Origin of the sequence: Paraburkholderia sp. CI2, from assembly GCF_014201055.1 — a bacterium.
GTDB classification, from domain to species: Bacteria; Pseudomonadota; Gammaproteobacteria; order Burkholderiales; family Burkholderiaceae; genus Paraburkholderia; species Paraburkholderia tuberum.
In genome coordinates this window covers 130,024-153,142 of the sequence record NZ_JACHDL010000011.1, presented here as the reverse complement: position 1 = coordinate 153,142, position 23,119 = coordinate 130,024, and the positions used below count along the sequence as shown (strand labels likewise).

Sequence of the window (23,119 nt, the reverse complement as noted above, 5' to 3'; positions counted from 1 at the left end):
GTCAGGCCCCCTTCGCGGCGTGCTTGATCGCCGCGCGCACGCGGTGATAGGTTCCGCAGCGGCAGATGTTGCCCGCCATCGCGGCGTCGATGTCGGCGTCGCTCGGATTGGGATTGCGCGCGAGCAGCGACGCCGCCGACATCACCTGCCCCGACTGACAGTAGCCGCATTGCACGACGTCGAGCTCACGCCAGGCCTGCTGCACTTTCTGGCCCGTCGGCGTGGCGCCGAGCGCTTCGATCGTGACGATCTTGCGGTCGCCGACCGCCGCCGCGGGGAACACGCACGAGCGCACCGCGACGCCATCGAGATGCACGGTGCATGCGCCGCATTGCGCGATGCCGCAGCCGAACTTGGTGCCGGTCAGCCCGACGAGATCACGCAGCACCCACAGCAGGGGCATGTCGGGCGGGGCATCGACGGTATGGGTTTGGCCGTTGATATTGAGCGTTGTCATGAGCGGCTCCGGGTGGGGATGTTGTTGTGGTCACGCGGTTTAGATCGCGACACCGCACCAGACCGCCGACACGCACCGGTTTTGTTCGGCGTGTCGCGCTAATAAGCCATGAAATGCGGCCTGTGAGCGAGCGGGTGTCGCAAGAAAACCGGCCGATTGTAGCGGTGTCGAAAGAAGTTCGCTTTGACGGTGCCAGGCGGCACATCGCATGCTGTGCGCGGTGGATCGCATGTGTCGGCTGGAGCGATGCGTTACCATCGACGGATCGATCCGTTAGCGTGATCGCGCGACCCGCTGCATCGCACTGCGTGGTGTTGCGACGCACGATTCCGTCGAATCACCTCAGCCGCTGGAGCCGCCGATGAACGACCCGCAATGCACTCAATTCCTCACGGACATTCGCCGACCATTGCTTGCGCTGCACAAGGCGATTCTCGATCACGAACGCGCCGCGTACGAAAAGGAGTTCGGCCCGGTAACGCCGGCGGCATTCCTGCAGGTGCTGATCAACGGCTCGGGGTTTCGTTGGCTGACGCCGCTGTCGACGGTGATCGCGAGCGTCGACGAAGTTCTCGACGACGCGGAAGCCGAGGCCGGCGACCGTCTCGCGACCGCCGAGGCCGTGGTCGGCCTGTTCTCGCCCGACCAACCGCACAATCACTTCCTGCCGCGTTATCTGCCGCTCTTGCAGGCCGATCCCGCGATCCTGCATTACCACGGTGAGGTATCGCGGCTGCTGCGCGGAGGGCAAACGACGTAACGGCGATTCGCACCAGGCACGGCGGCGGCGCGTGCGCTGCCTGCCGGCTCCTGCATTGCCTCACCGTTCATAAACGGCTGCGGGTCGAGGCCGCATGGTTGATCGTCGGTATTCTTGCGCAGATCGAGCGGAATGCTCTGACGTGAAGGTACTTTTGCAACGATTCGTCGACCGCCGGAATGCGCGGTCGATCAAATTACCTGGTTTAGCTGAATAAATTCAAGGTGAGCTTTTGCGGGAACGTGGAAGCTCAGCCGCGCCCCTGCGGCAGATATGACAGCGGATCGACCGGCTTGCCGTCGCGCCGCACTTCGAACCCCACCGACACACGCGAGTTGTTCTCGTCGCCCATCTCCGCGATCTGCTGTCCCTTGCGGACGATGTCGCCCATCTTGACCATCAGCTTGCGGTTGTGCGAATACGCGGTCAGAAAATCCTTGTTGTGCTGGACGATGATCAGACTGCCATAGCTGTTCAGTCCGGTGCCCGCGTACATCACCTTGCCGTCGGCGGCGGCTCGCACCGGATCGCCCGCGTTGCCGCCGATCTCGATGCCGCGTGTTTCGCCGGGCTGGTACGCTTCGACGACGCTGCCCGCGGCAGGCCACGCGAGCGTCACGCTGCTCGCGTGCCGGCGGGTTTCCTGCGTGACTTCGCGGACTGCGGTGGCATCCGGAGCCGGCGCGGCGGACTGTGTCGAAGCTTGCGCCGACGTTTGCGCTGTCGCTTGTGACGCACGCTGCGCCGCGGATTGCGCCGCCGCCTTCGCGGCGGCCGCCGCATTGGCCGCCTTCGCCGCGCGCACCGTCTCCGGCGACGCAACGTGCAGCACCTGCCCCGGCTTCAGCCGCGCCGACGCCTTCAATCCGTTCCATGCCTGCAACTGCTTGACGCTGATGTGATGATGCTGCGCAACCCGCGCGAGCGTGTCGCCGCGCCTGACCCGATACACGAGCGGCGGCGATTTCTTCAGTGGCGCGTTATCGCTGGCGTCGATCGACAGCGGCGCGGCTGCCGCCGGGTCGCCAGACGCCGCTCCCGTCGCATTCGCCGCCGGCACGCCGGACGCCGCGTTGGCGCTGGTTGCCGCACCGTTCTGCGCATTCGGCTGCCCAACGTTCGCACAACCGCTGACGGCCAGCGCGACCCACGCGCCAGCGAGACTGGCCAATAACGTTCTGTCGAAACGCTTTCTCATCCTGTTCGACTCCTGCTGTATGAATGCGCAAGCCGGATAGCCCGATGCCGCGGACGAGGTGCGCGATCTTCGGCCGCGCGGCCTTCCCGACGGCACGGCGAAGCCGCCTCGTATGGCGCTCATTTCCTGCCTGCTTGCCGATCAAATTTCTCGCGGAATTCTAAAGTGTCGTTCAATAAAAACGCCTGCCCCACACACTCTGATACAGACGTTACGAGCCGTATTTCCGCGTTACGACGGCACGTGTATTGGGACGCCAACGACGCATACATCACCGCTTCGCCGCGGCGCGTTCAGACTTGTCGACATTCGACTTATCGGCAGGCGGGAGGGGAACTTGAATAGCCATGCGTCGCGTCGGAGGGCGCAAAAAAGGCCAGCCTTCGAAGTCCGAAGGCTGGCCGATCTGCGTTTGAAGAGCAGCGAACTAGAACTTATGCCGGATCGCCGCGCGCACGACGACCTGCTTCGACGTCGACGACGGCGACTGCGTGCCGGGGATGAATGCGAAATCGAGGATCGATAGCGTGGAATCGCCGGTGACCTGTTGATAGGCGCCCTGCAGATAGAGGTCGGTGCGCTTGGACAGGTTGTAGTCGGCCATCAGGCCGAACGTATGGATGCGCGGCTTCACGCCGCCGTTCGATGCGTCGTAGGTTTCCATCGTGTACACGTACTGCGCGCCGACGAACAGCACCGGCGAAATCTGATATTTGCCGTTGATCTCGAAGTTCTGATACTTGAGCGAATTCAGCAGCACGCCCGGCGGTGTGACGGGCACGAGCGGCACCAGCGGCTCGATGCCGAGATAGCCGTTTGCGGTCGGCTCCAGGTAGTTCGAATTGCTATAGACGAAGCCCGCCGTCGCCGGTCCGAACGTATAGGTGATGCCGCCGCCGAACACGCGCAGGCGCGTCGCGACGAAGCCGGCGTCGTTCGCGGTGATCGCCCCGTTCGAGCCGTTGCCCGGATTGTCGGCCTGCAGATAGGCGGCCGCGACCAGCAGCCCGCCGTACGTGTACTGGCCGCCGAAGCTGTAGGCGCGATTGTTGGCGAAGTTCGTGTCGTTGCTGAAGCTGTAGGTGCCGCCGAACTGGAAGCCCGAGGTCGACGGGCTCGTGTACTTGACGGTGTTGTCGAGGCGGAACGTGTTGTCGGTGTTGTCGTTGTCGTACGGATGCGAGAACAGCTCGCCGCCCCAATTGCCGTTGGCCGTGGTCTGCGCGAGATAATCGACGACCGAGTCGTATTGCCGGCCGAACGTCAGCGTGCCGTACGCCTCTGAACTGAGTCCGACGAAAGCCTGCCGGCCGAACAGGCGGCCGCCCTGCCCGAGCCGCCCGGAATTCAGATCGAAACCATTCTCGAGCTGGAAGATCGCCTTCAGGCCGCCGCCGAGATCTTCGGAACCCTTCAGGCCCCAGCGGCTTCCCTGCGCAAGACCGCTGGCGAGTTCATAAACATGGCCGTGGCCGACATTGTTCGTGTAGTTGATGCCTTCGTCGATCACGCCGTACAGCGTGACGCTAGTCTGCGCGGCGGCAGGCGCGGCAAGAACGGCAGACGCAGCAATGGAGACAGCCAGCGCGAGCACTTGCTTGTTCATGATGATCTCCCTGCACCGCGAGTGATAGGACAACTCGATCCGGCCGCTTTGTTCTCTTTGCTCTTTGTTCTCGTCACTTTTCCAGCAGTTCTGAAGACTGCTCCAATAGCTGCGCTTTTCCGGAAATCCTCACACGACATAGTCTGGCCGTCCATGCGTGGATGCGCCAAGCATCGAGAATGTTGCTAATTCTCCACTGCGCGTTGCTGCCTCTTTTTTCGTAACGTCGCTTCAGGTAAACAGCAGCCGCTGCTGCGGTCTCGCTGCGTCATCGTCATGAAAAGAAATATAATCTGCGCCTTTGCTGCGATGCAACGGAACTCGGCGTCACCGCGAAGGTCAACTTCACAGCCCGCTGACACGGCCGCCGTGCGATACCGGTCGAGCGTGGCGAGATGGGCCACTGGCGACGCCAGCACGGATCACCTCACCGCCGCAGCACCCAATCCCATATTAAAAAGCCTTGTGAGACGCCCGCCGCGCTGGATCAGCGCGCCGTCGCACGGGGCTGCTTTTGACGCAAACAATGGCCAAGTCATCTTCCCGCCTGATCGAGCTCGACTTTTTCCGCGGACTGGTTCTGCTGATCATCGTCGTCGATCACATCGGCGGCAGCATTCTGTCGCGCGTGACGCTGCATGCGTACGCGCTGTGCGATGCCGCCGAAGCATTCGTGTTCCTCGGCGGCTTCGCGACCGCCACCGCCTATGCGACGCTCGCCGAGCGGCGCAATGAGACGATCGCGCGCGGCCGCTTCCTGCGCCGCTCGTTCGAGATCTATCGCGCGTTTCTCGTCACCGCCGGGCTGATGCTGCTGGTGAGCGCGGTGCTGACCGCATTCAGCATCGACGGGCCGAATCTCGCCACGACCGATCTCGACGACCTGATCGACACGCCGCTTGCCGCGCTGCGCGACATCGTGCTGCTACGCCGCCAGCCGTACCTCGCGTCCGTGCTGCCGATGTACGCGTTCTTCGCGCTGCTGGTGCCCGCGATCCTGCCGCTCGCGCGCAGCAGGCCTTGGCTGCTGGTCGCCGGCAGCGTCGCGCTGTGGGCCGGCGCACCGGCGATCAGCCAGTACCTTCCCGCCGCGCCCGACATGCACTGGAACTTCAACCCGTTCGCGTGGCAACTGATGTTCGTGCTCGGCGTGCTCGCGCGCTGCCAGCCGGTGTATCAGCGCACCAGCGCGCATCGATCCGGATGGCTCGTCAGTGTGCTGGCGTTCGCGGTGGTCGTGGGCGCCGCGTACTACAAGCTCGTTGTGCTGGATGCGCCACTTGCCGGGAGCCTCAAGCAGAACCTGTCCTACCTGCGCGCTGGGAACTTCCTCGCGATCGCGTGGCTCGTCGCCAATCTGGTCGAACTCGGCTGGGCGAAGAAGGTCGCGCGGCGGCTGCCGTGGGTCGGCGTGATCGGGCGTCAGGGTTTGCTGTGCTTCATTGCCGGCGCGGTGATTTCGCTGGTGATCGACTCGGTGCTCTACGCGGCGACCGATGGTTACCTGAACTATCCGCTCGGACTGCTCGCCGATGCGGCCGCGGTCGGCGCGCTGTTTGCCGTCGCGTTGGCCGTGGAGCCGCTGAAGCGGTTCGTCGGGCGGCTCGTGGACGGGCGGCTGCGGACGTCGGGCTGAAGAACTTTTCGGCTACGTTTCGAGCGCCCTTCGAGCGCGTCCCTGACGCGTCGCGATTTTCGGGGCACTTGACGTACCCTTGGCGCCCGAAGAACTTTGCGCGCATAAAGCGCCATCCTTCTCTGCGCCACTTTCCATCTCAAATCTGGCGCCAATGCTGATAGCATGACGGCCGCGCGCGAGTCCCGCGCCCGCCGTCCTTCCCTACTGACATGCGTCGATTCCTCAGTTTCGCCCTCGCACTGCTTGCCTTCGCCGTCGGCGCGCCCGCGTTCGCGAGCACGGTTGCGAGCCGCAGCTTCCATTCCGATACGCTCAGCCGCGACTGGAACTACACGATCTACCTGCCGGGCGGCTATCGCGCGGACGGTCCGCGCCTGCCGGTGCTCTACCTGCTGCACGGCAATAACGGCGACGCCAACGACTGGCTCACGCGAGGTCATTTGCAGAACGCCGCGGACACGCTGATCGAGCGCAAGGAGATTGCCCCGGTCGTCATCGTGATGCCGCAAGGCGGCACGGACTGGTACGTCGACCGCAAGGAAAAGATGGAGAGCGCGTTCTTCGACGATCTGCTGCCCGAGATCGAAACGCACTACGCGGTCGCGACGCAGCGCGGAGGCCGGATGATCGGCGGCGTGTCGATGGGCGGCTTCGGCGCGCTGCGCTACGCGCTGACGCGGCCCGAGATGTTTTGCGGCGCGCTGCTGCTCAGTCCGGCGATCTACACGAACGAGCCGCCGCGCGCGTCGGCGGCGCGGCGGGTCGGCGTGTTCGGCGAGCGCCAGTTCGATTCGCGCGTGTGGCACGAGCTCAACTATCCGGCGCAGTGGGACCGCTACATGAGCCAGGCGTATCGCCTGCCGATGTTCATCGCATCCGGCGACGACGACCTCGACATCCAGGCCGACGCGTCGCTGCTATACACGCATCTGCGGCTCGCGGGCAATCCGGCGGCGCTGCGCATCATCGACGGCGGCCACACGTGGGACGTGTGGAGCGCGCTGTTGCCCGCCGCGCTCAAATACACGCTCGGCTGCGTGAAGCCGCCGGCGCAGGAGCATCCGTCGAATCAGCGCCCTTGAGCCGGCGCGGCACGCGAGGCGCACGGCCGCCCAGCCCCGCGTCCCTCGACGCCCGCGCTACTCCACGAGATCGGTCCACAGCACCATCAGCACCGTCATCAACGCTGGGCCGATGAAAATCCCCAGCAGCCCGAACGTCTCCGCGCCGCCGAGAATGCCGAACAGCACGAGCAGAAACGGCAGGCGCGTCGAGTTGCCGATCAGCACCGGCCGCACGAAGTGCTCGGCGACGAACACGACGACCGCGCCGAACACCAGCAGCCCGGCCGCCGCGACCATCGAGCCCTGCACGAGCAGCCACAGCGCCGCAAGACCGAACACGATCGGCGCGCAGAACGGCAGCATCGCGGCGATCGCCGTGACGAAGCCGAGCAGCGCCGCATGCGGCACTCCGGTCACGAAGTAGGCGACGCCAAGCAACAGGCCTTCGCCGACACCGACCACGATCAACCCCGACACGGTGCCGCGCACCGCGGTACCCATATGCGCGACGAGGTCCGCGCCGCTATCGCCGAAACCGCGTCGCGCGGCCTTCAGCAGCGAGCCGGACAGCCGCGGCCCCGCCTGAAAAATCACGAACAGCGTGACCAGCATGAACGCGAACACCATTGCCGCATGCGCGGCGCGCGCGCCGAAATGCCGGCCGAGCGTCATCACCGTATTGCTGTGCAAGCCTTTCATCGCGGCCGAGTCGCGCAGCGGCTGAGCAAGATTGGCCTGCCACCAGGAAGTGATCTGCTGCACGCCGAACGGCAGACGGTTGATGAAGTCCGGCAGCGCGATGCCGTTCTCCTGCACGCTGCGGAACCAGTCGTTCAGCTCGTGCGCCTCGCGCAGCGCCTGGGCGATGCCGAGCCCGACCGGCAGCAGCACGAGCACGGCGATCACCAGCGTGAAGACCGTCGCGAGCAAGGTCGCGCGCCCCTTGAACCAGTGGCTGCCCGCTACCTTGTGCAGCAGCGGCCACAGCGCGATCGCGACGACCCCGGCCCACGCCACCACTACGATGAAATCGCGCACCACCCACAATGCGAGCAGCGCGAGACCGATATAGAGCGCGAGCGATGCCGCCTTCTGCTTTTTCAGGCGCTCGGCGGCGACGGACGACGCTTCGGGAGAGTTGGGGGGGACTGCGGGAGGGCGTGGAATCATGTGAACTCTTGTGTTTTTGAACGGTGTGCGCGCGAGCCGACCTCAAAAATTCAAACCCGCTACACTGACGGCTCAGTTCGCCGCCCGACATTCGACATCTTAAAGGAAGCGTTGCCGCCTCTCTCCCGGCCGCCCTCCTCGTCGCGCCACAGGCAACACAGCGTTGCAAAAATATGCATTATTAAAAAATCACATAAAAAATGCTTGCAACGCCTGTCATTTCGGCGAATCGCTAATGTCAAGTCTGATTATTGCTAATTCCGGAACGGTGTTTCAACGGTGACACAATAGCTATCCGGCGCGCGTGGGACTAAATTCGGCACTCCACAATACGGAGCCGATGATGACCCTGGAGTCCATCCCCCTCGACGGTAGCAATGGCGTACGCATCGAAATTCTCGAGAGCTCCGACACGACGCTGGTGATCCGCTGGGTCGAGCCGGGCCGCTGCCACTACGGTGAGCAGCGCTGGCGCCGCCGCTCGGCGCATTCTTCCGGCACCTGCGCGGTGTCGCGCCGCAAGATCCGTCGCGGTGACCCTGTGTTCAAGCCGGCCGAGCGCCCGGCGCCGTCGAATGCGTCCGCGATGATCTGCGCGGAAATCCTCGAACCGCTGCTTGAAGCGGCCTGACGCACGAAACGTTCCCGAGTCCCGCGCACCAAGCGCGGGTTTCAATTCGTTGTGTTCCGGGGGCGATCTCCCTACTGCCCACGTGCCCTTAGCGAGCGCGTGCCCGGCGGCCGCGGCATCGCAAGATGCGGCGCCGCGCCGGCCCCGCTGCCGGTTGCCGCCCCGCGCCTCGTGCGTTAAGGTGGACTCGTTGCGCCCGCCCGACCGCCGGCTCGCTATCCGGTGGCGGCCGCGCGCCTTCCACCACCGCGCCGCGCCCGCCGCGACGCCGTTTGAGGGCCGATCATGGCAGAAGACACGCCGCAAACCCGCGCGGCCAACGCCGCTTCCACGCCTCCCGCCTCCTCCGCTCCTCCCGCTTTGCTGATCCCGCCGCAGCAGTTCTCTCTCGACGTGCTGCTCGAAAAGTATGCGAAAGGCGACGAGCAATCGGCCGACGATGTATATCGCCGCGTCGCGCGCGGCGTCGCCGAGGCCGAGCCGCCCGAGTTGCGCGCGTCGGTCGAGGAACAGTTCGTCGACAACATGCGCCACGGCGCGCTCGGCGCGGGCCGCATCATGAGCGCGGCGGGCAGCGGCATCGCCGCGACGCTGATCAACTGCTTCGTGCAGCCGGTTGGCGATTCGATCCAGGGCGTCGATGAACAGGGCTTGCCCGGCATCTACGTGGCCCTGCTGCAGGCGGCCGAAACGATGCGGCGCGGCGGCGGCGTCGGCTATAACTTCTCCGCGATCCGGCCGAAGGGCGCACGCGTTCACACCACGAGTTCGGCCGCCTCGGGTCCGTGCAGCTACATGGACGTGTTCGACGCGTCGTGCCGTACCGTCGAAAGCGCGGGCTCGCGGCGCGGCGCGCAGATGGCGGTGCTCGACTGCAACCACCCTGACCTGCTCGAATTCATCGAGGCCAAGCATTCGACGGGACGCTGGAACAACTTCAACGTGTCGGTCAGCGTCACCGACGAGTTCATGCGCGCGGTCGAAAACGACGAGCCGTGGCAACTGGTCCATCGCGCCGAGCCGTCGCCGGCGCTGCGCGCGGCCGGCGACGTGCGGCAGCGCGAAGACGGCCTGTGGGTCTACAGCGAACACCCGGCGCGCGCGATCTGGGACCGCATCATGCGCTCGACGTACGACGTCGCCGAGCCCGGCATCGTGTTCATCTCGCGGATGAACGAGGACAACAATCTGCGCGCCATCGAAACGATCCGCGCGACCAATCCGTGCGGCGAGCAGCCGCTGCCCGCGTACGGCTGCTGCAACCTGGGACCGCTCAATCTGACGCGCTTCGTCGTCGATCCGTTTGCGCAGTTGCAGGAGCGCCAGCCGTCGTTCGACTGGGAGGGCCTCGCGCGGCGCACCCGCACGCAGGTGCGTTTTCTCGACGACGTGCTCGACGTCACGCTGTGGCCGCTGCCGCAGCAATACGACGAATCGCGCGCGAAGCGGCGCATCGGCGTCGGCTTCACCGGCCTCGGCGATACGCTCGTGATGATGGGCCTGCGCTACAACTCGCAGGAAGGCCGCGATTTCGCGGTGCGCATCGCGCGGCTGATGCGTGACGAGGCGTATCGCGCATCGGTCGAACTCGCTAAGGAGCGCGGCGCGTTCGAGCTGTTCGACGCCGCGCGCTATCTGGAAGCCGGCACGTTCGCGTCGCGCCTGCCCGATGACATTCAGCAGGCGATCCGCCGCGACGGCATTCGCAACAGCCACCTGCTGTCGATCGCGCCGACCGGCACCGTGAGCCTCGCGTTCGCCGACAACGCGTCGAACGGCATCGAGCCGGCGTTCTCGTGGACTTATACGCGCATGAAAGTGATGGCCGACGGCGGTCGCGAATCGTTCGACGTCGAGGACTACGCGTACCGGCTCTATCGCGAGCTCGGCGGCGACGTGAGCCGGCTACCCGACTATTTCGTCAGCGCGCTGCAGATGTCGGCGCGCGACCATCTCGACATGATGGCGGCCGTCCAGCCATACGTCGACACGTCGATCTCGAAGACCGTCAACGTGCCAGCCGACTATCCGTTCGACGCGTTCGAAAGCCTCTACTTCGATGCATGGAAAAGCGGGCTGAAGGGCCTTGCCACCTATCGCCCCAACGACACGCTCGGCGCGGTGCTGAGCGTGACGCCCGCGCAGGCCGACGACACGCTCGCCGAGATGGACCAGGACCCGCTGCGTATCGCGATCGATCATCGGCCCAGAGGCGAGTTGCCGGCGATCATCGAGAAGGTCGAGTATCTGACCCAGGCGGGCAAGAAGTCGCTGTATGTCGCGGCGTCCTTCATCGAGGTGACGGGGCGACTCGGCGGCGAGGACGTGACGATCGAGCGGCCGATCGAGTTCTTCATTCCGACCGGTCAGCGCGACGAGTCGCAGCAGTGGATCACCGCGACGATGCGTTCACTGTCGCTGGCCGCGCGCGGCGGCTTCGTTGCGCGCAATCTGCAGGATATGCGCAAGGTGTCATGGGATCGCGGACAGGTGCGGCTCGGCGACGTGCAGCGTCTCGACGGTCATCGCGCGCCGCGCTGGCACGATTCCGAAGTGGCGGCGCTCGCGTTCGCGATCCAGCAAATCCTGTATCGACGCGGCTTTCTCGACGCCGAGGGCAATCAGGTCGCGTCGCGGATGCTCGCGCGTTTGCCGCGCGGGCACATGAAAACCGACATGGCGCTGTCCGCCGATTTCGGCATCCGTCCGAATCCAGCGGATAGCGCCGACACCTTGCTGCAGCCGAACGGCACGCAAGGACTGCACACGATGCTCGGACGCAAATGCGCTTCGTGTGGCGCGAATGCGGTGATTCGCAAGGACGGCTGCGATTTTTGTACCGCGTGTGGGGAGGTGGGGGCGTGCGGGTAGTGTGAGGCGAGGAGCGCGCTGGCACCCAGGCCGAACGCGCTCATTGAAGGCTATGCCTCACCCCACCCTCGCGTAGTAAAGATTCTGCGGATGCTTCGCCTCCGCGAAGAAAAACCAGCGCTCCGCCACGAGCCCCGCATACTGCACGAGACAAGCCGCGGCCAGCAAGCCGAACGACCCGCCAGGCGAACGCAGCCCCGAGCCCAGCACGATCAACACGACCGGCACGACGAACGCACCCACGAGAAAGCCCCATTTGACGCCACGCAACGTCCGCGCCGATTTGCCGTGAAAGAACTCGCGCAAATTGAACGCACCGGCGGTGAAGCCTCGTGACACCTGCACGAGCTTCGGATTGCGGATGCCCGTCGCGCTCTGCACCGTCGATTTCGGCCGCAAGCGCGCATTGCGCATGAGCGACGCGTAGCGGCTCGCGCAACCGGCGAGCGTCAGCAGGCACGCGCAGACCGCCAGTCCCGCCGTCAGCGCGGGCGCGAACCATGCGCTCAGTGCGGTCGCGAGCGTCAAGCCCGATGCGCAGCCGAGCAGCACGAAGTTCACCAGCGTCAGCGGCGTCGCCCACTCCTGCAGAAAGCGCAGGCACGCATAGATCATCGCGGTGCAGACGAACAGCGCGGCGCTCGCGAGCACACCGAGCCAGCCGAGCGCGAGCGACCACGGCGAGCCGAGCCAGTGCGCGACGCCGTACAGGCACGCGCACGCCAGAAACGCCGGCAGGCACAGGCATTCGCGCGACAGCCACGAGGTGCGCCACATCGCGATCGCGCGCCACGCACGTTCCGGATGGCCCAGATGGAAGAACGACGCGATCAGACCAAGACCGCCCAGCAGCACCGCGAGCGCCGCGCCGCTCACGTAGAACGCGGTGGCGGCGGGTTGCGCAACGACGCCCAGGCACGCCGCACTCTCGACGCCGACGAGCGCGATCAACAGCCCCTGCGCCGCGCCGCTCAGCGTGGTCAGGAAGACTACGGAAAAAGCCGGATTCATCGTGTGGCCTCGTTGTCGTTCAAATGCGCTTCGCGATCGACGCGAGATGCACTTCGCCATGCGCGAGCTGCCCCTCGAGCTGCGAGTCGGGCGAGCCCGACGTGTGCGTGGCATCGCCGGTGGTCGTTCCTGACGATTTGCACGAGCACCCGTCGCCGCCGCAACTCGCCGACGCGATCGGCACGCGCGGCAAATAGTGATTCGCGGGGCGCGTGCCCCACTCCGGCATCAACTGATAGCCGCCGCGCTCGCGGATCGCTTGCGACACTACCGACTCCGGATCGTGGATATCGCCGAACAGCCGCGCGGATGTCGGACAGGCGAGCACGCAGGCCGGCTTGCGATCGCGCTCGGACAGATGCTCGTCATGAATGCGATCGACGCACAGCGTGCACTTGGTCATCTCCTTGCGCGCTTCGTCGAGTTCGCGCGCGCCGTACGGGCACGCCCAGGCGCAATACTTGCAGCCGATGCAGCGATCGAAATCGACCAGCACGAGACCGTCTTCCTTGCGCTTGTAGCTCGCGCCCGTGGGACACACCGGCACACACGGCGGGTCCTCGCAATGCAGGCACGACTTCGGGAAATGGATCATCTCCGTGTCGGGGAAGCTGCCCGCTTCGAAACTCTGCACGCGGTTGAAGAACGTGCCGGACGGGTCCGCGTCGTAAGGATTGAAATCGGCGAGGCTGCCCGATTCGCCTGACGTGTTCCATTCCTTGCAGCTCGTCACGCACGCCTGGCATCCCACGCATACGTTCAGATCGATTACCAGCGCCATCTGGGTCATTGCAAGCTCCTTGCCGTGGCTTTAGCGGTCGTCGCCGTTAGTTTCGGCGCGGCGCAACGTCCCGCGCAGGCGAGCCGCGAATTCTCCGCGTCCCGCGAAATAGGTCTGGACGATGCGCGACACCACACTCTTCTGTGCAACCGCGCCGGGTAATTCGGGCATCGCCTCGAACTGCGGCAGCGTGTGCCGCGCGTCGGCTTCGGCCGGATAGATGCGCACGCGCACGTCGTACCAGGCGGCCTGGCCCGTCACCGGATCGGAGTTCGACATGCGCGCGGGTGCCTCGTCGCAGCCCGGCAGCTCGTCGGTGATCAGGTGATTGAGCAGGAAGCCGCGCTGCGATTCGTTCGCGTCCGGACCGAGATTCCATGCGCCCGCCGCTTTGCCGATCGCGTTCCACGTCCATACGGTGCCCGGTTCGACGGTCTCGCTGTAGCGCGCCATACAGCGCACGCGGCCCCATTGCGATTCGACGTAGATCCAGCTGCCGTCGGCGATGCCGTTCGCGCTCGCCGTTTTCGGATTCACATAAAGGTAATTTTCCCCATGAATCTGCCGCAGCCACGCGTTCTGCGAATCCCACGAGTGATACATCGCCATCGGCCGCTGGGTGACCGCGGCGAGCGGGAATCGCGCGAGATCCGTCGCCGCGCTTTCGAGCGGTGCGTACCAGAACGGCAGCGGATCGAAGTACCTGTCGACGCGCGCGCGCAGATGGTCGGGCGGCTGCCGGCCGCTCGTGCGTCCTTGCGCGGCGAGCCTGAACTTCTGCATCACGTCCGAGTAAAGCTGGATCAGAATCGGTTCGCTGAATTTGCGGAAACCGTTTTTGACCGCCCAGTCGAGATACGGTCCGTTGCAGTTGCGCATGTACTGCAAGGTCTCGGGCAAGCGGTAATGGAATACGCAGTTGTTCTTCGCGTACTGCTCCCATTGATTCGGATTCGGCTCGCCGACGAGCGCCTTGTCGCCATCCTTGCCGCGCCAGCCGATCAGAAAGCCGACCCCGGAACCGGGCGACGTGGTGTGATTGACGATGAAGTCCGGATAGTCGCGAAAGCGCCGCCCGCCATCCGCATTGGTGAACGCCGGAAACCTCAGGCGCGACGCCAGTTCGATCAGCACTTCCTGGAACGGCTTGCATTCGCCGGTCGGCGGCACGACCGGTACACGCACCGAATCGACGGGGCCGTCGAACTCGGAGATCGGCCGGTCGAGCATCGACATCGCGTCGTAACGTTCGAGGTAAGTCGTGTCCGGCAGGATCAGATCGGCGAACGCGGTCATCTCCGACTGGAACGCGTCGCACACGACGAGAAACGGAATCTTGTAGTCGCCGTTGGCGTGTTTGTCGGCGAGCATCTCGCGCACCTTCATCGTGTTCATCGACGAATTCCACGCCATGTTGGCCATGAAAATCATCAGCGTGTCGATGGGATACGGATCGCCGCGCCACGCGTTGGTGATCACGCTGTGCATGACGCCGTGCACCGCGAGCGGATATTCCCACGAGAACGCCCGGTCGATGCGCACCGGGCCGCCGTGTTCGTCGATGAACAGATCCTCGGGTGCGGCGGGCCAGCCTAGCGGACCCGTCGCAAGCGGTGTATCGGGCTTCACCGCGGCGGGGTCGTTCGGTGGTTTCGCCGATGGCGGCACCGCGCGCGGGAACGGCGACTTGTGACGAAAGCCGCCGGGCCGGTCGATCGTGCCCAGCAGCGACATCAGCACGGCGAGCGCGCGGATCGACTGAAAGCCGTTCGAATGCGCGGCGAGCCCGCGCATCGCATGAAAAGCGACCGGGTTGCCCGTGACCGTCTCGTGCGTTTCGCCCCACGCGTCGGTCCAGCGGATCGGCAGCGTGATGCGGTGCCGGCGGCCCGCCTCGATCATCTCGCCGGCGAGCCGCCGGATCGTCTCGGCCGCGATGCCGGTGATCGCCGCCGCCCATTCGGGCGTGCACTCGGCGACGCGCTCGCGCAGCAATGCAAACGACGGCGTTACCGGCTTGCCGTTGTCGAGCGTGTAACGGCCGTCGAGCGCGGGCCTCACGCCGCTCGCATGATGCGGCACCGCGCGCTGGGTGGCCGGGTCCCACCACAGATGATTCTGCGGAAACAGCGGATTGCCTTCGGCCCGTTCGGGATCGCGCACGAACAAACCGAAGTTTTCGCTCGCTTCGTCGAGATCGATCAGCTCCGCCGCGTTCGTGTAGCGCTGCACGAACTCGTGATCCCACGCGTCGGCGGCGATCAGTTCGTGCAGGAACGCCATGAACAGCGCGCCGTCGGTGCCGGGCTTGATCGGCACCCATTCGTCCGCGATCGCCGCATAGCCGGTGCGGATCGGATTGATCGCGATGAAGCGGCCACCCGCGCGCTTGAACTTCGCAATCGCGATCTTCAGCGGATTCGAATGATGATCTTCCGCGGTGCCGATCATGAAGAACAGCTTCGCGCTGTCGAGATCCGGTCCGCCGAATTCCCAGAACGAACCGCCGATCGTATAGATCATGCCGGCCGCCATGTTCGACGAGCAAAAGCCGCCGTGCGCCGCATAGTTCGGCGTACCGAACTGTTTGGCGAACAGGCCGGTCAGCGCCTGCATCTGGTCGCGGCCCGTGAACAGCGCGAACTTCTTCGGATCGCTCGAGCGAATCGCGGCGAGACGCTTTTCGAGCACGTCGAACGCGGTGTCCCACGAGACCGGCTCGAACTGCGCGCTGCCGCGCTGCGCGCCGGCCTTGCGCATCAAAGGCTGCGTAAGGCGCGCGGGCGAGTACTGCTTCATGATGCCGGAGGCACCCTTCGCGCAGATGACGCCCTGATTGAGCGGATGCTCCGGATTGCCGTCGATATAGCGCACCTCGCCGTCGCGCAGATGCACGCGGATGCCGCAGCGGCACGCGCACATGTAGCAGGTGGTGGTCTTGACATCGAGCCGTTCGTTCTGCGTGCGGGCGTGGTGCTCCATGGCCATCTCCGTCGTTGCTTCTGGTGGGCCGAAGCGCGCGTCATACGCGCTGCTCATACGATATCGACCATCGTATTCGCACCTGCCTCACAAGGGAAATCGCGATTTGCGAGCAAAACTATCCGGCGCACCGATAGTTTCGGTTTCGCTTTCAGCTATCCGCTTTTTTCGACGGCGTGTCCAGTCGGGTGAGATCGGTCGGGTGCGCTGGGACGCTCGTTTAAGCGCGGCCCTCCAGTTGCGCGATCAGCGCATCCGGAATTTCGACGCCCTCCTCGTCTACCGCCTGCGCAAGCTGCTCCCGGCGATAACCGGGCAGGCGCACGTCGTCATCCATCAGCATCATCCCAGAACAAGTGGCCGATGCGCGAGCGCTCGCCCTCCTCGGTCAGGAACGAGCCCGCTTCGCAGCCGAAGTTCGCGCCGCTCAGCGCGGCGGCCAGCAGCTCGACCACCAGCGCCAGCATCGCGCCTTTCGCGCCGCCGAACGGCAGCATCATGCCGTCGAGCGCGGCGCGCGCGGCGCTGCTCTGCCTACCAGCGCTTCGTCTTGATGTTGTGCACGTGGGCGTGCTCGCCGGCCTTGATCGGCGCGACCACCTTGCCGATGTCGACGCCGTACTTGAACACCGTGTCGCCAACGGCCATGTCCTTCAGGGCGATCTTGTGACCGATCGGAATGTCCTGCTTCGCCGGCACGGTGACGATTTCGTCGTCGTCCATGATCCATGCGTTGAGCAGCGTGCCCGCCTTGATGCCCTCGACCACCGCCACGCCGACTGTGTCTTTCGCCTCGTGCAGCACGATGTGGATCGTTCTGCGCGGCGCCGACGCGCCCGCTGCGGTGTCGTTGATGTCTGCCGTGGGATTGCTCACGAGCGTCTCCATTCGTTGTTTGAATGCGGTGAGGGTGCCGCCGGGGCAGCGCAGCCAGGTGCGCCGCGGTGAATCGATATTAGGCGGCGACTTATCCAATGTCAACTATGTCATATATATGTGTTAGACGACTGAGCGAGAATCGGGCCGTTGTCGCGATTCACCGACAACATACGATTCATCCAGATGGATTAGATGATCTGGTCGTTTAGAATCAGGGCAGGTTCAACCCCGGCGAGCGGCACGACTCGCGTATCCCAGAGGTTTTCATGAGCACGCTCGCGATCAATGCGCCCGCAGTGGGAGGCACACGGTACAAGGAGGTCAAGAGCGCGATTCTCGCGGCGCTCGCGGCCGGCGAATGGAAAGGCGGCGAATGCATTCCTTCGGAAAAGCGCCTCGCCGAACGCTTCGGCGTGTCGATCGGCACGCTGCGCAAAGCCATCGACGAACTGTGCGCCGAGAACATTCTGATCCGTCATCAGGGGCTCGGCACGTTCGTGGCGATGCATCAGCGCGACCGGCACTTCTTCCGCTTCTTTCGCATCGTGCGGCGCGACGGCGACAAGGCCTACCCGGTCGTCACGCTGATCGGGTTCAGGAAGGCGCGTGCCTCGCGCGAGGCGGCCGCCGCGCTCGGCATCGACACCGGCGCGCGCGTTCTGCAGTTCGTCAACGGGCTCGCGCTGCACGGCAAGACCGTGCTGATCGAACATATCACCGTGCCCGAAGCGCTGTTTCCCGGCTTGACGGAAAGCAAGCTGCGCAACCGGCCGAACACGCTGTACAACTTCTATCAGGACGGTTTCGGCATCAACGTGGTCGAGACCGATGAGCATGTGAGCGTTGCGCTCGCCAATGAGCTCGAAAGCACACAACTAGGCGTCGAAGTCGGCGCGCCGCTGCTCGAGATCCGGCGCATCGCGTACTCGTATCACCGCAGCGCTGTCGAACTGCGCATTTCGCGGCTCAATACCGAGGAGTACGAGTACATCGGCACGCGCGCGGCGCGCGACGATCAGAAATAGCGGACCTCGGTCGCCGCCTGCGCTTCATATCACATCTGCGCAAAAACGACAGGCCAATCGTCTTTCATTTTCGGCCGGCGCCAACCTGTCTAGAATAGCCGCACTTCCGCCCCCAAGAACCTCATGCTGGATACCCTCACGAGCGGCTCCGCGCCCATCAACGACGACTCCGGGATGTTCGAACTCGCGCCCGTGTCGCTGTGGCTCGAAGATTTCAGCGGCGTGCGCGCATTGTTCGACGCCTGGCGAGCCGCCGGCGTGACCGATCTGCGCGCCCATTTCGCCGAAGACCCGCGCCGCGTCGCCGAATGCGCTCATCGCATCCGCGTGATCAAGGTCAATCGCCAGACGCTCACGCAATTCGAGGCCGCCGATTTCGACACGCTGACGAGCAATCTCGCCTCGGTGTTCCGCGACGACATGCTGAAAACGCACCTCGAAGAGCTGTGCCAGCTGTGGGCCGGACAGTCGAACTTCACGAGCCACACGGTCAACTACACGCTCGGTGGACGGCGCCTCGACGTACTGCTGAAAGGCGCGGTGCTGCCCGGTCACGAGGAACGCTGGGACCGCGTGCTGGTGTCGACCGAAGACATCACCGAGCTCGAAGGCGCGCGGCGCCGCGTCGCGCAAGCGGAAGAATACGCGCGCGGGCTCTTCGAGCATTCGCCGGTATCGCTGTGGGTCGAGGATTTCAGCGCCGTCAAATGCCTGCTCGACGGCGCGCGCGCGGCCGGCATCAACGATTTCCGCGTGTTTACCGACGTCCATCCTGAGTTCGTCGAACGCTGCATGGCTGAAATCCACGTGCTCGACGTCAACCATCACACGCTCGGGATGTTCGGCGCGAAGGACAAGAAAACGCTGCTCGCGCGCCTCGCCGACGTGTTCCGCGACGACATGCGTCCGCATTTCCGCGAGCAGTTGATCGAGCTATGGGACAACAAGCTGTTCCAGCAGCGCGAGGTGCTCAACTATTCACTCGACGGCAACGAGGTGCACGTACACCTGCAATTCTCGGTGCTGCCAGGCCACGAACAGGACTGGGACCTCGTACTCGTCGCGCTGACCGACATCACCGCGCGCAAGAAGGCCGAGGCCTACCTCGAATTCCTCGGCAAGCACGACGTGCTGACCAAGCTGCGCAACCGCTCGTTCTACGTCGACGAGCTGAACCGGCTCGAACGCAAGGGACCGTGGCCCGTGACGATCATCATGGCCGACCTGAACGGCCTGAAGCGCGTGAACGATCAGCTCGGTCACGCGGCCGGCGACGCGCTGCTGCGGCGTGCCGGCGAAGTGCTCGCGAAGGCGATGGAGTCGCCGTTCCACGCGGCCCGCATCGGCGGCGACGAGTTCGCGATCCTGATGCCCGATACCGACGAGCGCGGCGGCGCGGCGATGATCGACGCGATCCGCCAGCTCGTCGAGATGAACAACCAGTTCTATCCGGGCTCGCCGCTGAGCTTCTCGATGGGCGCGGCGACCTGCCAGCGCGGCGATCGGCTGGAAGCGGGCGTGCAGCGCGCCGACCTGCTGATGTACGAGGAAAAGCGCGCGCACTACGAGGCGCAGCCGGGGGCGGACGCGGCGGCGAAGTAACGCTCGCCGGCGTCAGGCGTCAGGCGTTCACCACGCCAACGCAACGCTCAACCTCAGCCCGGCAGCTTGGCCGCGAGCACATCCAGCTTGACGATGCTCGGTGGCGACGCGAACAGCTCGCCCGCCTTCTCCATCAACGCGGCCGCGACCTTGCCGTTCAGATGCGCGTCGCGGCCGGCTTCGTCGTCGAACGCATCGAAAATGGCGTATGTCGACGGACCGAGCTTCAGACCGAACCACGCGGCGGTGGCCGGTTCCTGCTCGACGAGCGGCAGGCCGCCGAGCAGAAACGCCTCGACTTCCTTCTCCTTGCCGGGCTTGGCTTCCAGACGGACATACAAAGCGAGCTTGACCATGATGCGACTCCTGGTGAGTTCGGCAGCGAACGGTCCTTTCAAAGCGCTTTGAAAAGTATAGGCGGCGTCGGCTGAAGCTGCGCCGGACCTACCCCGCTAGCAAGTCACGCACCCGGAAAGCGCAGCTCGAAGCGCACGACGCCTGGCAGCGGACACACCACGCGCGCACTGCCGCCATGCAGATGCATGATCGCCTTCACGATCGCGAGCCCGAGTCCGTTCGATTCGGTGAACGCGCTGCGCGCCGCGTCGCCGCGATAGAAGCGGTCGAACAGCCGGTCGAGTTGCACGGCGGGAATCGGCTCGCCCTCGTTTTCGACCGTCACCAGCGCGCCTGCTTCGTCCTGCGCGCCGCGCAGGCGCACGATCGTGTCGCCCGCGCCGTAACGCACCGCGTTCACGACCAGATTGTTGATGGCGCGGCGGCACAGCATCGGATTGGCAGACGCGACCCCCGCCGCGTCGACTTCGAAACGCATCCCGCGTTCGTCGGCCAGGCCTTCGAAATAGTCGGCGATCCTGATGAGCTCGCCATGCAGATCGACCGGCTGCCGCTCGATCGACAACGCCGCATGATCAGCATGCGCGAGAAACAGGATGTTCTCCGCAATATGGCTCAGGCGATTCAACTCCTCGAGATTCGATTCGAGCAGTTGCTGATATTCGTCGGCTTCGCGCGGCTGGGCCAGCGCCACCTGGGTTTGGCCGACCAGCGCGCCGACCGGCGTGCGAATCTCGTGCGCGAGATCGGCGGAAAATTGCTGCAGGCGTTGATAGCCGTCGGCGAGACGATCGAGCATCGCGTTGAACGCGTGTGTGAGTTGACGCAATTCCACCGGCGCCGCTTCGTCGTCGAGCCGGACCGCCAGGTTCGTCGGACTGATTTGCGCGGCCCGCGTGGCGATCTCGCGAACCGGTCGCAGCGCGCGGCGCAGCACGCCGTAAGCGAGCAGCGTCGCGGCCAGCATGCCGCTCAGCGTCGCCAGCACGATGCGGTTGCGGTATTCGGCCAGCATGCGCATTTCGTGCGTCATCGGATGGCCTGCGATCACCTCGACTTCGGCGCCATCCTCGCGCGCTGTCGCGGTCGCAATCGCCCAATGCACCGGCACGCCGTCGGGCAGGCGCGTCTGACGCATGTCGGCGGCACGCGGCGGATTGCCCGCCGGGCCGACCGGTAGATCAGGCACCGCGAGCCTGCCCGGATTCACGTCGACGAACGGCGCTTCGCCCGGCCGCCGGAAGATCAGCACGTCCTCTTCCGCGCCGAGCATCGTCTCGAACAGCAGCGGGCGCTTTTTTAATTCGCTAACCGAATAAAGGTCGTGCACGATGCGGCTGAAATGCTCGACACGGCCGCTCAGCACGACGTCGGCGCGGCGTTGCAGCGAGACTTCGGCGGAATGATAGAAATACGCGCCGAGCGAGCCGATCACCGCGCAGGCGATCAACGCGAACAGCAACGTGGTGCGCGCGATCAGCGAGCGTTCGGTCCAGAGTTTCATGCGCCGTCGCCGAACGTGTAGCCGATGCTGCGCACCGTGTGAATCAGCTTCCGCTCGAACGGGTGATCGACCTTTGCGCGCAAGCGCTTGATCGCCACGTCGACCACGTTGGTGTCGCTATCGAAGTTCATGTCCCACACTTCCGACGCGATCTGCGAGCGTGACAGCGCTTCGCCCTCGCGGCGCACCAGCAGATGCAGCAGCATGAACTCCTTGTTGGTCAGCGCAATGTCGACGCCCTCGCGCGTGACCCGGCGGCGCAATACGTCGAGCTTGAGGTCGGCGACTTCGAACACGTCGCTCTCGCGGATTACGCCACGGCGCAACAGCGTGCGAACGCGCAGCACCAGCTCGGTAAACGAAAACGGTTTGACCAGATAGTCGTCGGCGCCGAGTTCGAGACCGCGAATGCGGTCGCTGACCTGATCGCGCGCGGTCAGGAAAATCACCCGCAGATCGCGCCGCGCACGCAACGCCCGCATGATTTCCCAACCGTCGATGCCGGGCAGCATCACGTCGAGAACGACCAGGTCGTATTCATGCTCGAGCGCCAGATGCAGGCCGTCCGTGCCGGTGCGCGCGAGGTCGACCGCGTAGCCATTCTCGCGCAGGCCCTTCTTCAGATAGTCGCCGGTTTTCGGATCGTCTTCGATGACCAGAATGCTCATGATGCTCGCTGCTCCTCTCGCGCGATGCGACCGTAAAGGCCGCGCTCGCACGCGCAAAAAAGCCTGATGACAGCGCTCGAGAACAACCGCAGCGCTCCCGGCGGCCATTCTACGTGGCCGCCATCGACCCTTGATGACGTTTTTGTCATCCTCCCGTCACTCTGATGAGCCGATGCGACGGCTAGTCTGAACGCACCGTCCACCACGCTGCATCCCTTCCTGGAGTTGCCTCATGAAGACCCGCATGAAGATCGCCCGCGCACGAACCCTGCGCGCCCTCGCCGTCCCCGCACTCGCCGCCGTGCTGCTCGCGACGACGTTCGCGGCTTCGGCCCAGACCGCCGCGCCGACCGGCGTGCGCGGCACGGTGACGTCGCTGTCGGGCGATCTGCTCAAAGTCCACACGCGCGATGGTCAGGACGTCGACGTGAAGCTCGCCGCCGACACGCCGATTCGCGGCGTCACGCTCGCCAACGTCAGCGACATCAAGCCGGACAGCTACGTCGGCACCGCCGCGATTCCGCAGCCCGACGGCACGTTGAAGGCGCTCGAAGTGCATGTATTCCCGCCGAGCATGCGCGGTTCGGGCGAAGGTCATCGGCCGTGGGATCTCGGCGCGAACAGCACGATGACGAACGGCACGGTCGGCTCGCTCGTGGTCAGCAACGGCCGCACGATTACCATCAAGTACAAGGATGGCGAGAAGAAGATCGTGATTCCGCAGGACGTGCCCATCGTCAGTCTGGAGCCGGGCAACCGCGCGTTGCTCACGCCCGGCACGAAGGTCGTGCTGTTCGCGCACAAGGAAGCGGACGGCGCGATGGCGGCGAATTTCATTTCGGCCGGCGAGCATGGCGTGACGCCGCCGATGTAAAGCGGCGCGTCATTCGTCTTCATCCCTCTCCTCTTTGAAG

Annotated in this window: 19 protein-coding genes and 1 pseudogene; 8 read left to right on the top strand and 12 right to left on the bottom strand. The window is 65.0% G+C overall.

Annotated elements, in window-relative coordinates:
• Window position 1: 1 nt before the first annotated feature.
• Window positions 2-457 carry a (2Fe-2S)-binding protein gene (locus HDG32_RS17445; protein WP_184069315.1) on the bottom strand — a complete coding sequence of 152 codons (456 nt, stop codon included), beginning with the start codon at window positions 455-457 and terminating at the stop codon, window positions 2-4.
• Between the two features lie 361 nt (window positions 458-818).
• Between HDG32_RS17445 and HDG32_RS17440 the strand changes: the two genes are divergently transcribed.
• Window positions 819-1,217 (top strand): hypothetical protein, encoded by a 399-nt coding sequence (locus tag HDG32_RS17440; protein ID WP_184034018.1) that lies wholly within the window; start codon window positions 819-821, stop codon window positions 1,215-1,217.
• Between the two features lie 250 nt (window positions 1,218-1,467).
• Here the strand turns inward: HDG32_RS17440 and HDG32_RS17435 are convergent, their stop codons facing one another.
• Both HDG32_RS17435 and HDG32_RS17430 read right to left on the bottom strand, forming a co-directional pair.
• The gene (locus tag HDG32_RS17435) at window positions 1,468-2,415 is read right to left on the bottom strand and encodes a peptidoglycan DD-metalloendopeptidase family protein (RefSeq protein ID WP_184069313.1); all 948 of its coding nucleotides are present in this window, start codon (window positions 2,413-2,415) and stop codon (window positions 1,468-1,470) included.
• Between the two features lie 427 nt (window positions 2,416-2,842).
• Complete coding sequence (locus HDG32_RS17430) at window positions 2,843-4,021, bottom strand: porin (RefSeq protein WP_184069311.1); 1,179 nt, start codon at window positions 4,019-4,021, stop codon at window positions 2,843-2,845.
• A 526-nt stretch (window positions 4,022-4,547) separates the two neighbouring features.
• Between HDG32_RS17430 and HDG32_RS17425 the strand changes: the two genes are divergently transcribed.
• On the top strand, window positions 4,548-5,657 hold the full coding sequence (locus HDG32_RS17425) for an OpgC domain-containing protein (protein WP_184069309.1): 1,110 nt from the start codon (window positions 4,548-4,550) through the stop codon (window positions 5,655-5,657).
• 212 nt (window positions 5,658-5,869) lie between these two features.
• Window positions 5,870-6,742, top strand: a complete 873-nt coding sequence (locus HDG32_RS17420; protein WP_184069307.1) for an alpha/beta hydrolase family protein — start codon at window positions 5,870-5,872, stop codon at window positions 6,740-6,742.
• Between the two features lie 57 nt (window positions 6,743-6,799).
• On the opposite strand, the gene HDG32_RS17415 is transcribed toward HDG32_RS17420, so the two are convergent.
• Complete coding sequence (locus tag HDG32_RS17415) at window positions 6,800-7,894, bottom strand: AI-2E family transporter (protein ID WP_184069305.1); 1,095 nt, start codon at window positions 7,892-7,894, stop codon at window positions 6,800-6,802.
• 343 nt (window positions 7,895-8,237) lie between these two features.
• Between HDG32_RS17415 and HDG32_RS17410 the strand changes: the two genes are divergently transcribed.
• Entirely contained in the window at window positions 8,238-8,525 is a 288-nt protein-coding gene (locus tag HDG32_RS17410) for a DUF3331 domain-containing protein (RefSeq protein ID WP_013091570.1), read from the top strand.
• A 285-nt stretch (window positions 8,526-8,810) separates the two neighbouring features.
• A complete protein-coding gene (locus HDG32_RS17405; RefSeq protein ID WP_184069303.1) occupies window positions 8,811-11,396 on the top strand; it encodes an adenosylcobalamin-dependent ribonucleoside-diphosphate reductase in 2,586 nt (861 codons plus the stop codon).
• A 57-nt stretch (window positions 11,397-11,453) separates the two neighbouring features.
• Here the strand turns inward: HDG32_RS17405 and HDG32_RS17400 are convergent, their stop codons facing one another.
• The 5 genes and pseudogenes from HDG32_RS17400 to HDG32_RS17380 form a co-directional block, all read right to left on the bottom strand.
• Window positions 11,454-12,407, bottom strand: coding sequence for a DmsC/YnfH family molybdoenzyme membrane anchor subunit (locus tag HDG32_RS17400; RefSeq protein ID WP_184069301.1), 954 nt, complete (start codon window positions 12,405-12,407; stop codon window positions 11,454-11,456).
• Window positions 12,408-12,426: 19 nt separating this feature from the next.
• On the bottom strand, window positions 12,427-13,197 hold the full coding sequence (locus HDG32_RS17395) for a 4Fe-4S dicluster domain-containing protein (RefSeq protein ID WP_184049921.1): 771 nt from the start codon (window positions 13,195-13,197) through the stop codon (window positions 12,427-12,429).
• 21 nt (window positions 13,198-13,218) lie between these two features.
• Window positions 13,219-16,170 carry a molybdopterin-dependent oxidoreductase gene (locus HDG32_RS17390; protein ID WP_184069299.1) on the bottom strand — a complete coding sequence of 984 codons (2,952 nt, stop codon included), beginning with the start codon at window positions 16,168-16,170 and terminating at the stop codon, window positions 13,219-13,221.
• 220 nt (window positions 16,171-16,390) lie between these two features.
• Window positions 16,391-16,709: pseudogene (locus tag HDG32_RS17385) on the bottom strand (Ldh family oxidoreductase); the annotation flags it as partial.
• Window positions 16,705-17,046 (bottom strand): UxaA family hydrolase, encoded by a 342-nt coding sequence (locus tag HDG32_RS17380; protein ID WP_187610244.1) that lies wholly within the window; start codon window positions 17,044-17,046, stop codon window positions 16,705-16,707. The pseudogene HDG32_RS17385 and the gene HDG32_RS17380, both read right to left, overlap by 5 nt.
• A gap of 269 nt (window positions 17,047-17,315) precedes the next feature.
• Between HDG32_RS17380 and HDG32_RS17375 the strand changes: the two genes are divergently transcribed.
• Together HDG32_RS17375 and HDG32_RS17370 are read left to right on the top strand one after the other, a co-directional pair.
• On the top strand, window positions 17,316-18,074 hold the full coding sequence (locus tag HDG32_RS17375; protein ID WP_184008499.1) for a GntR family transcriptional regulator: 759 nt from the start codon (window positions 17,316-17,318) through the stop codon (window positions 18,072-18,074).
• A 123-nt stretch (window positions 18,075-18,197) separates the two neighbouring features.
• Complete coding sequence (locus HDG32_RS17370) at window positions 18,198-19,676, top strand: sensor domain-containing diguanylate cyclase (RefSeq protein WP_184069297.1); 1,479 nt, start codon at window positions 18,198-18,200, stop codon at window positions 19,674-19,676.
• A gap of 53 nt (window positions 19,677-19,729) precedes the next feature.
• Here the strand turns inward: HDG32_RS17370 and HDG32_RS17365 are convergent, their stop codons facing one another.
• The 3 genes from HDG32_RS17365 to HDG32_RS17355 all read right to left on the bottom strand — a co-directional run bounded on the left by HDG32_RS17365 (window position 19,730) and on the right by HDG32_RS17355 (window position 22,205).
• On the bottom strand, window positions 19,730-20,032 hold the full coding sequence (locus tag HDG32_RS17365) for a putative quinol monooxygenase (RefSeq protein ID WP_184067164.1): 303 nt from the start codon (window positions 20,030-20,032) through the stop codon (window positions 19,730-19,732).
• A gap of 104 nt (window positions 20,033-20,136) precedes the next feature.
• On the bottom strand, window positions 20,137-21,537 hold the full coding sequence (locus HDG32_RS17360) for a heavy metal sensor histidine kinase (protein WP_184069295.1): 1,401 nt from the start codon (window positions 21,535-21,537) through the stop codon (window positions 20,137-20,139).
• Complete coding sequence (locus tag HDG32_RS17355; RefSeq protein ID WP_184069293.1) at window positions 21,534-22,205, bottom strand: heavy metal response regulator transcription factor; 672 nt, start codon at window positions 22,203-22,205, stop codon at window positions 21,534-21,536. The genes HDG32_RS17360 and HDG32_RS17355 overlap by 4 nt, the downstream gene beginning before the upstream one ends.
• A 232-nt stretch (window positions 22,206-22,437) precedes the next feature.
• Here HDG32_RS17355 and HDG32_RS17350 point away from each other — a divergent pair, with 232 nt between their 5' ends.
• Window positions 22,438-23,079 (top strand): hypothetical protein, encoded by a 642-nt coding sequence (locus HDG32_RS17350; RefSeq protein WP_184069292.1) that lies wholly within the window; start codon window positions 22,438-22,440, stop codon window positions 23,077-23,079.
• Window positions 23,080-23,119: the final 40 nt, after the last annotated feature.

What these genes read in the sequence shown, in the direction of transcription:
- HDG32_RS17445 (WP_184069315.1), bottom strand. Translation starts at nt 457, where the DNA reads ATGACAACGCTCAATATCAACGGCCAAACCCATACCGTCGATGCCCCG.
- HDG32_RS17440 (WP_184034018.1), top strand. Translation starts at nt 819, where the DNA reads ATGAACGACCCGCAATGCACTCAATTCCTCACGGACATTCGCCGACCA.
- HDG32_RS17435 (WP_184069313.1), bottom strand. Translation starts at nt 2,415, where the DNA reads ATGAGAAAGCGTTTCGACAGAACGTTATTGGCCAGTCTCGCTGGCGCG.
- HDG32_RS17430 (WP_184069311.1), bottom strand. Translation starts at nt 4,021, where the DNA reads ATGAACAAGCAAGTGCTCGCGCTGGCTGTCTCCATTGCTGCGTCTGCC.
- HDG32_RS17425 (WP_184069309.1), top strand. Translation starts at nt 4,548, where the DNA reads ATGGCCAAGTCATCTTCCCGCCTGATCGAGCTCGACTTTTTCCGCGGA.
- HDG32_RS17420 (WP_184069307.1), top strand. Translation starts at nt 5,870, where the DNA reads ATGCGTCGATTCCTCAGTTTCGCCCTCGCACTGCTTGCCTTCGCCGTC.
- HDG32_RS17415 (WP_184069305.1), bottom strand. Translation starts at nt 7,894, where the DNA reads ATGATTCCACGCCCTCCCGCAGTCCCCCCCAACTCTCCCGAAGCGTCG.
- HDG32_RS17410 (WP_013091570.1), top strand. Translation starts at nt 8,238, where the DNA reads ATGACCCTGGAGTCCATCCCCCTCGACGGTAGCAATGGCGTACGCATC.
- HDG32_RS17405 (WP_184069303.1), top strand. Translation starts at nt 8,811, where the DNA reads ATGGCAGAAGACACGCCGCAAACCCGCGCGGCCAACGCCGCTTCCACG.
- HDG32_RS17400 (WP_184069301.1), bottom strand. Translation starts at nt 12,407, where the DNA reads ATGAATCCGGCTTTTTCCGTAGTCTTCCTGACCACGCTGAGCGGCGCG.
- HDG32_RS17395 (WP_184049921.1), bottom strand. Translation starts at nt 13,197, where the DNA reads ATGACCCAGATGGCGCTGGTAATCGATCTGAACGTATGCGTGGGATGC.
- HDG32_RS17390 (WP_184069299.1), bottom strand. Translation starts at nt 16,170, where the DNA reads ATGGAGCACCACGCCCGCACGCAGAACGAACGGCTCGATGTCAAGACC.
- HDG32_RS17375 (WP_184008499.1), top strand. Translation starts at nt 17,316, where the DNA reads ATGAGCACGCTCGCGATCAATGCGCCCGCAGTGGGAGGCACACGGTAC.
- HDG32_RS17370 (WP_184069297.1), top strand. Translation starts at nt 18,198, where the DNA reads ATGCTGGATACCCTCACGAGCGGCTCCGCGCCCATCAACGACGACTCC.
- HDG32_RS17365 (WP_184067164.1), bottom strand. Translation starts at nt 20,032, where the DNA reads ATGGTCAAGCTCGCTTTGTATGTCCGTCTGGAAGCCAAGCCCGGCAAG.
- HDG32_RS17360 (WP_184069295.1), bottom strand. Translation starts at nt 21,537, where the DNA reads ATGAAACTCTGGACCGAACGCTCGCTGATCGCGCGCACCACGTTGCTG.
- HDG32_RS17355 (WP_184069293.1), bottom strand. Translation starts at nt 22,205, where the DNA reads ATGAGCATTCTGGTCATCGAAGACGATCCGAAAACCGGCGACTATCTG.
- HDG32_RS17350 (WP_184069292.1), top strand. Translation starts at nt 22,438, where the DNA reads ATGAAGACCCGCATGAAGATCGCCCGCGCACGAACCCTGCGCGCCCTC.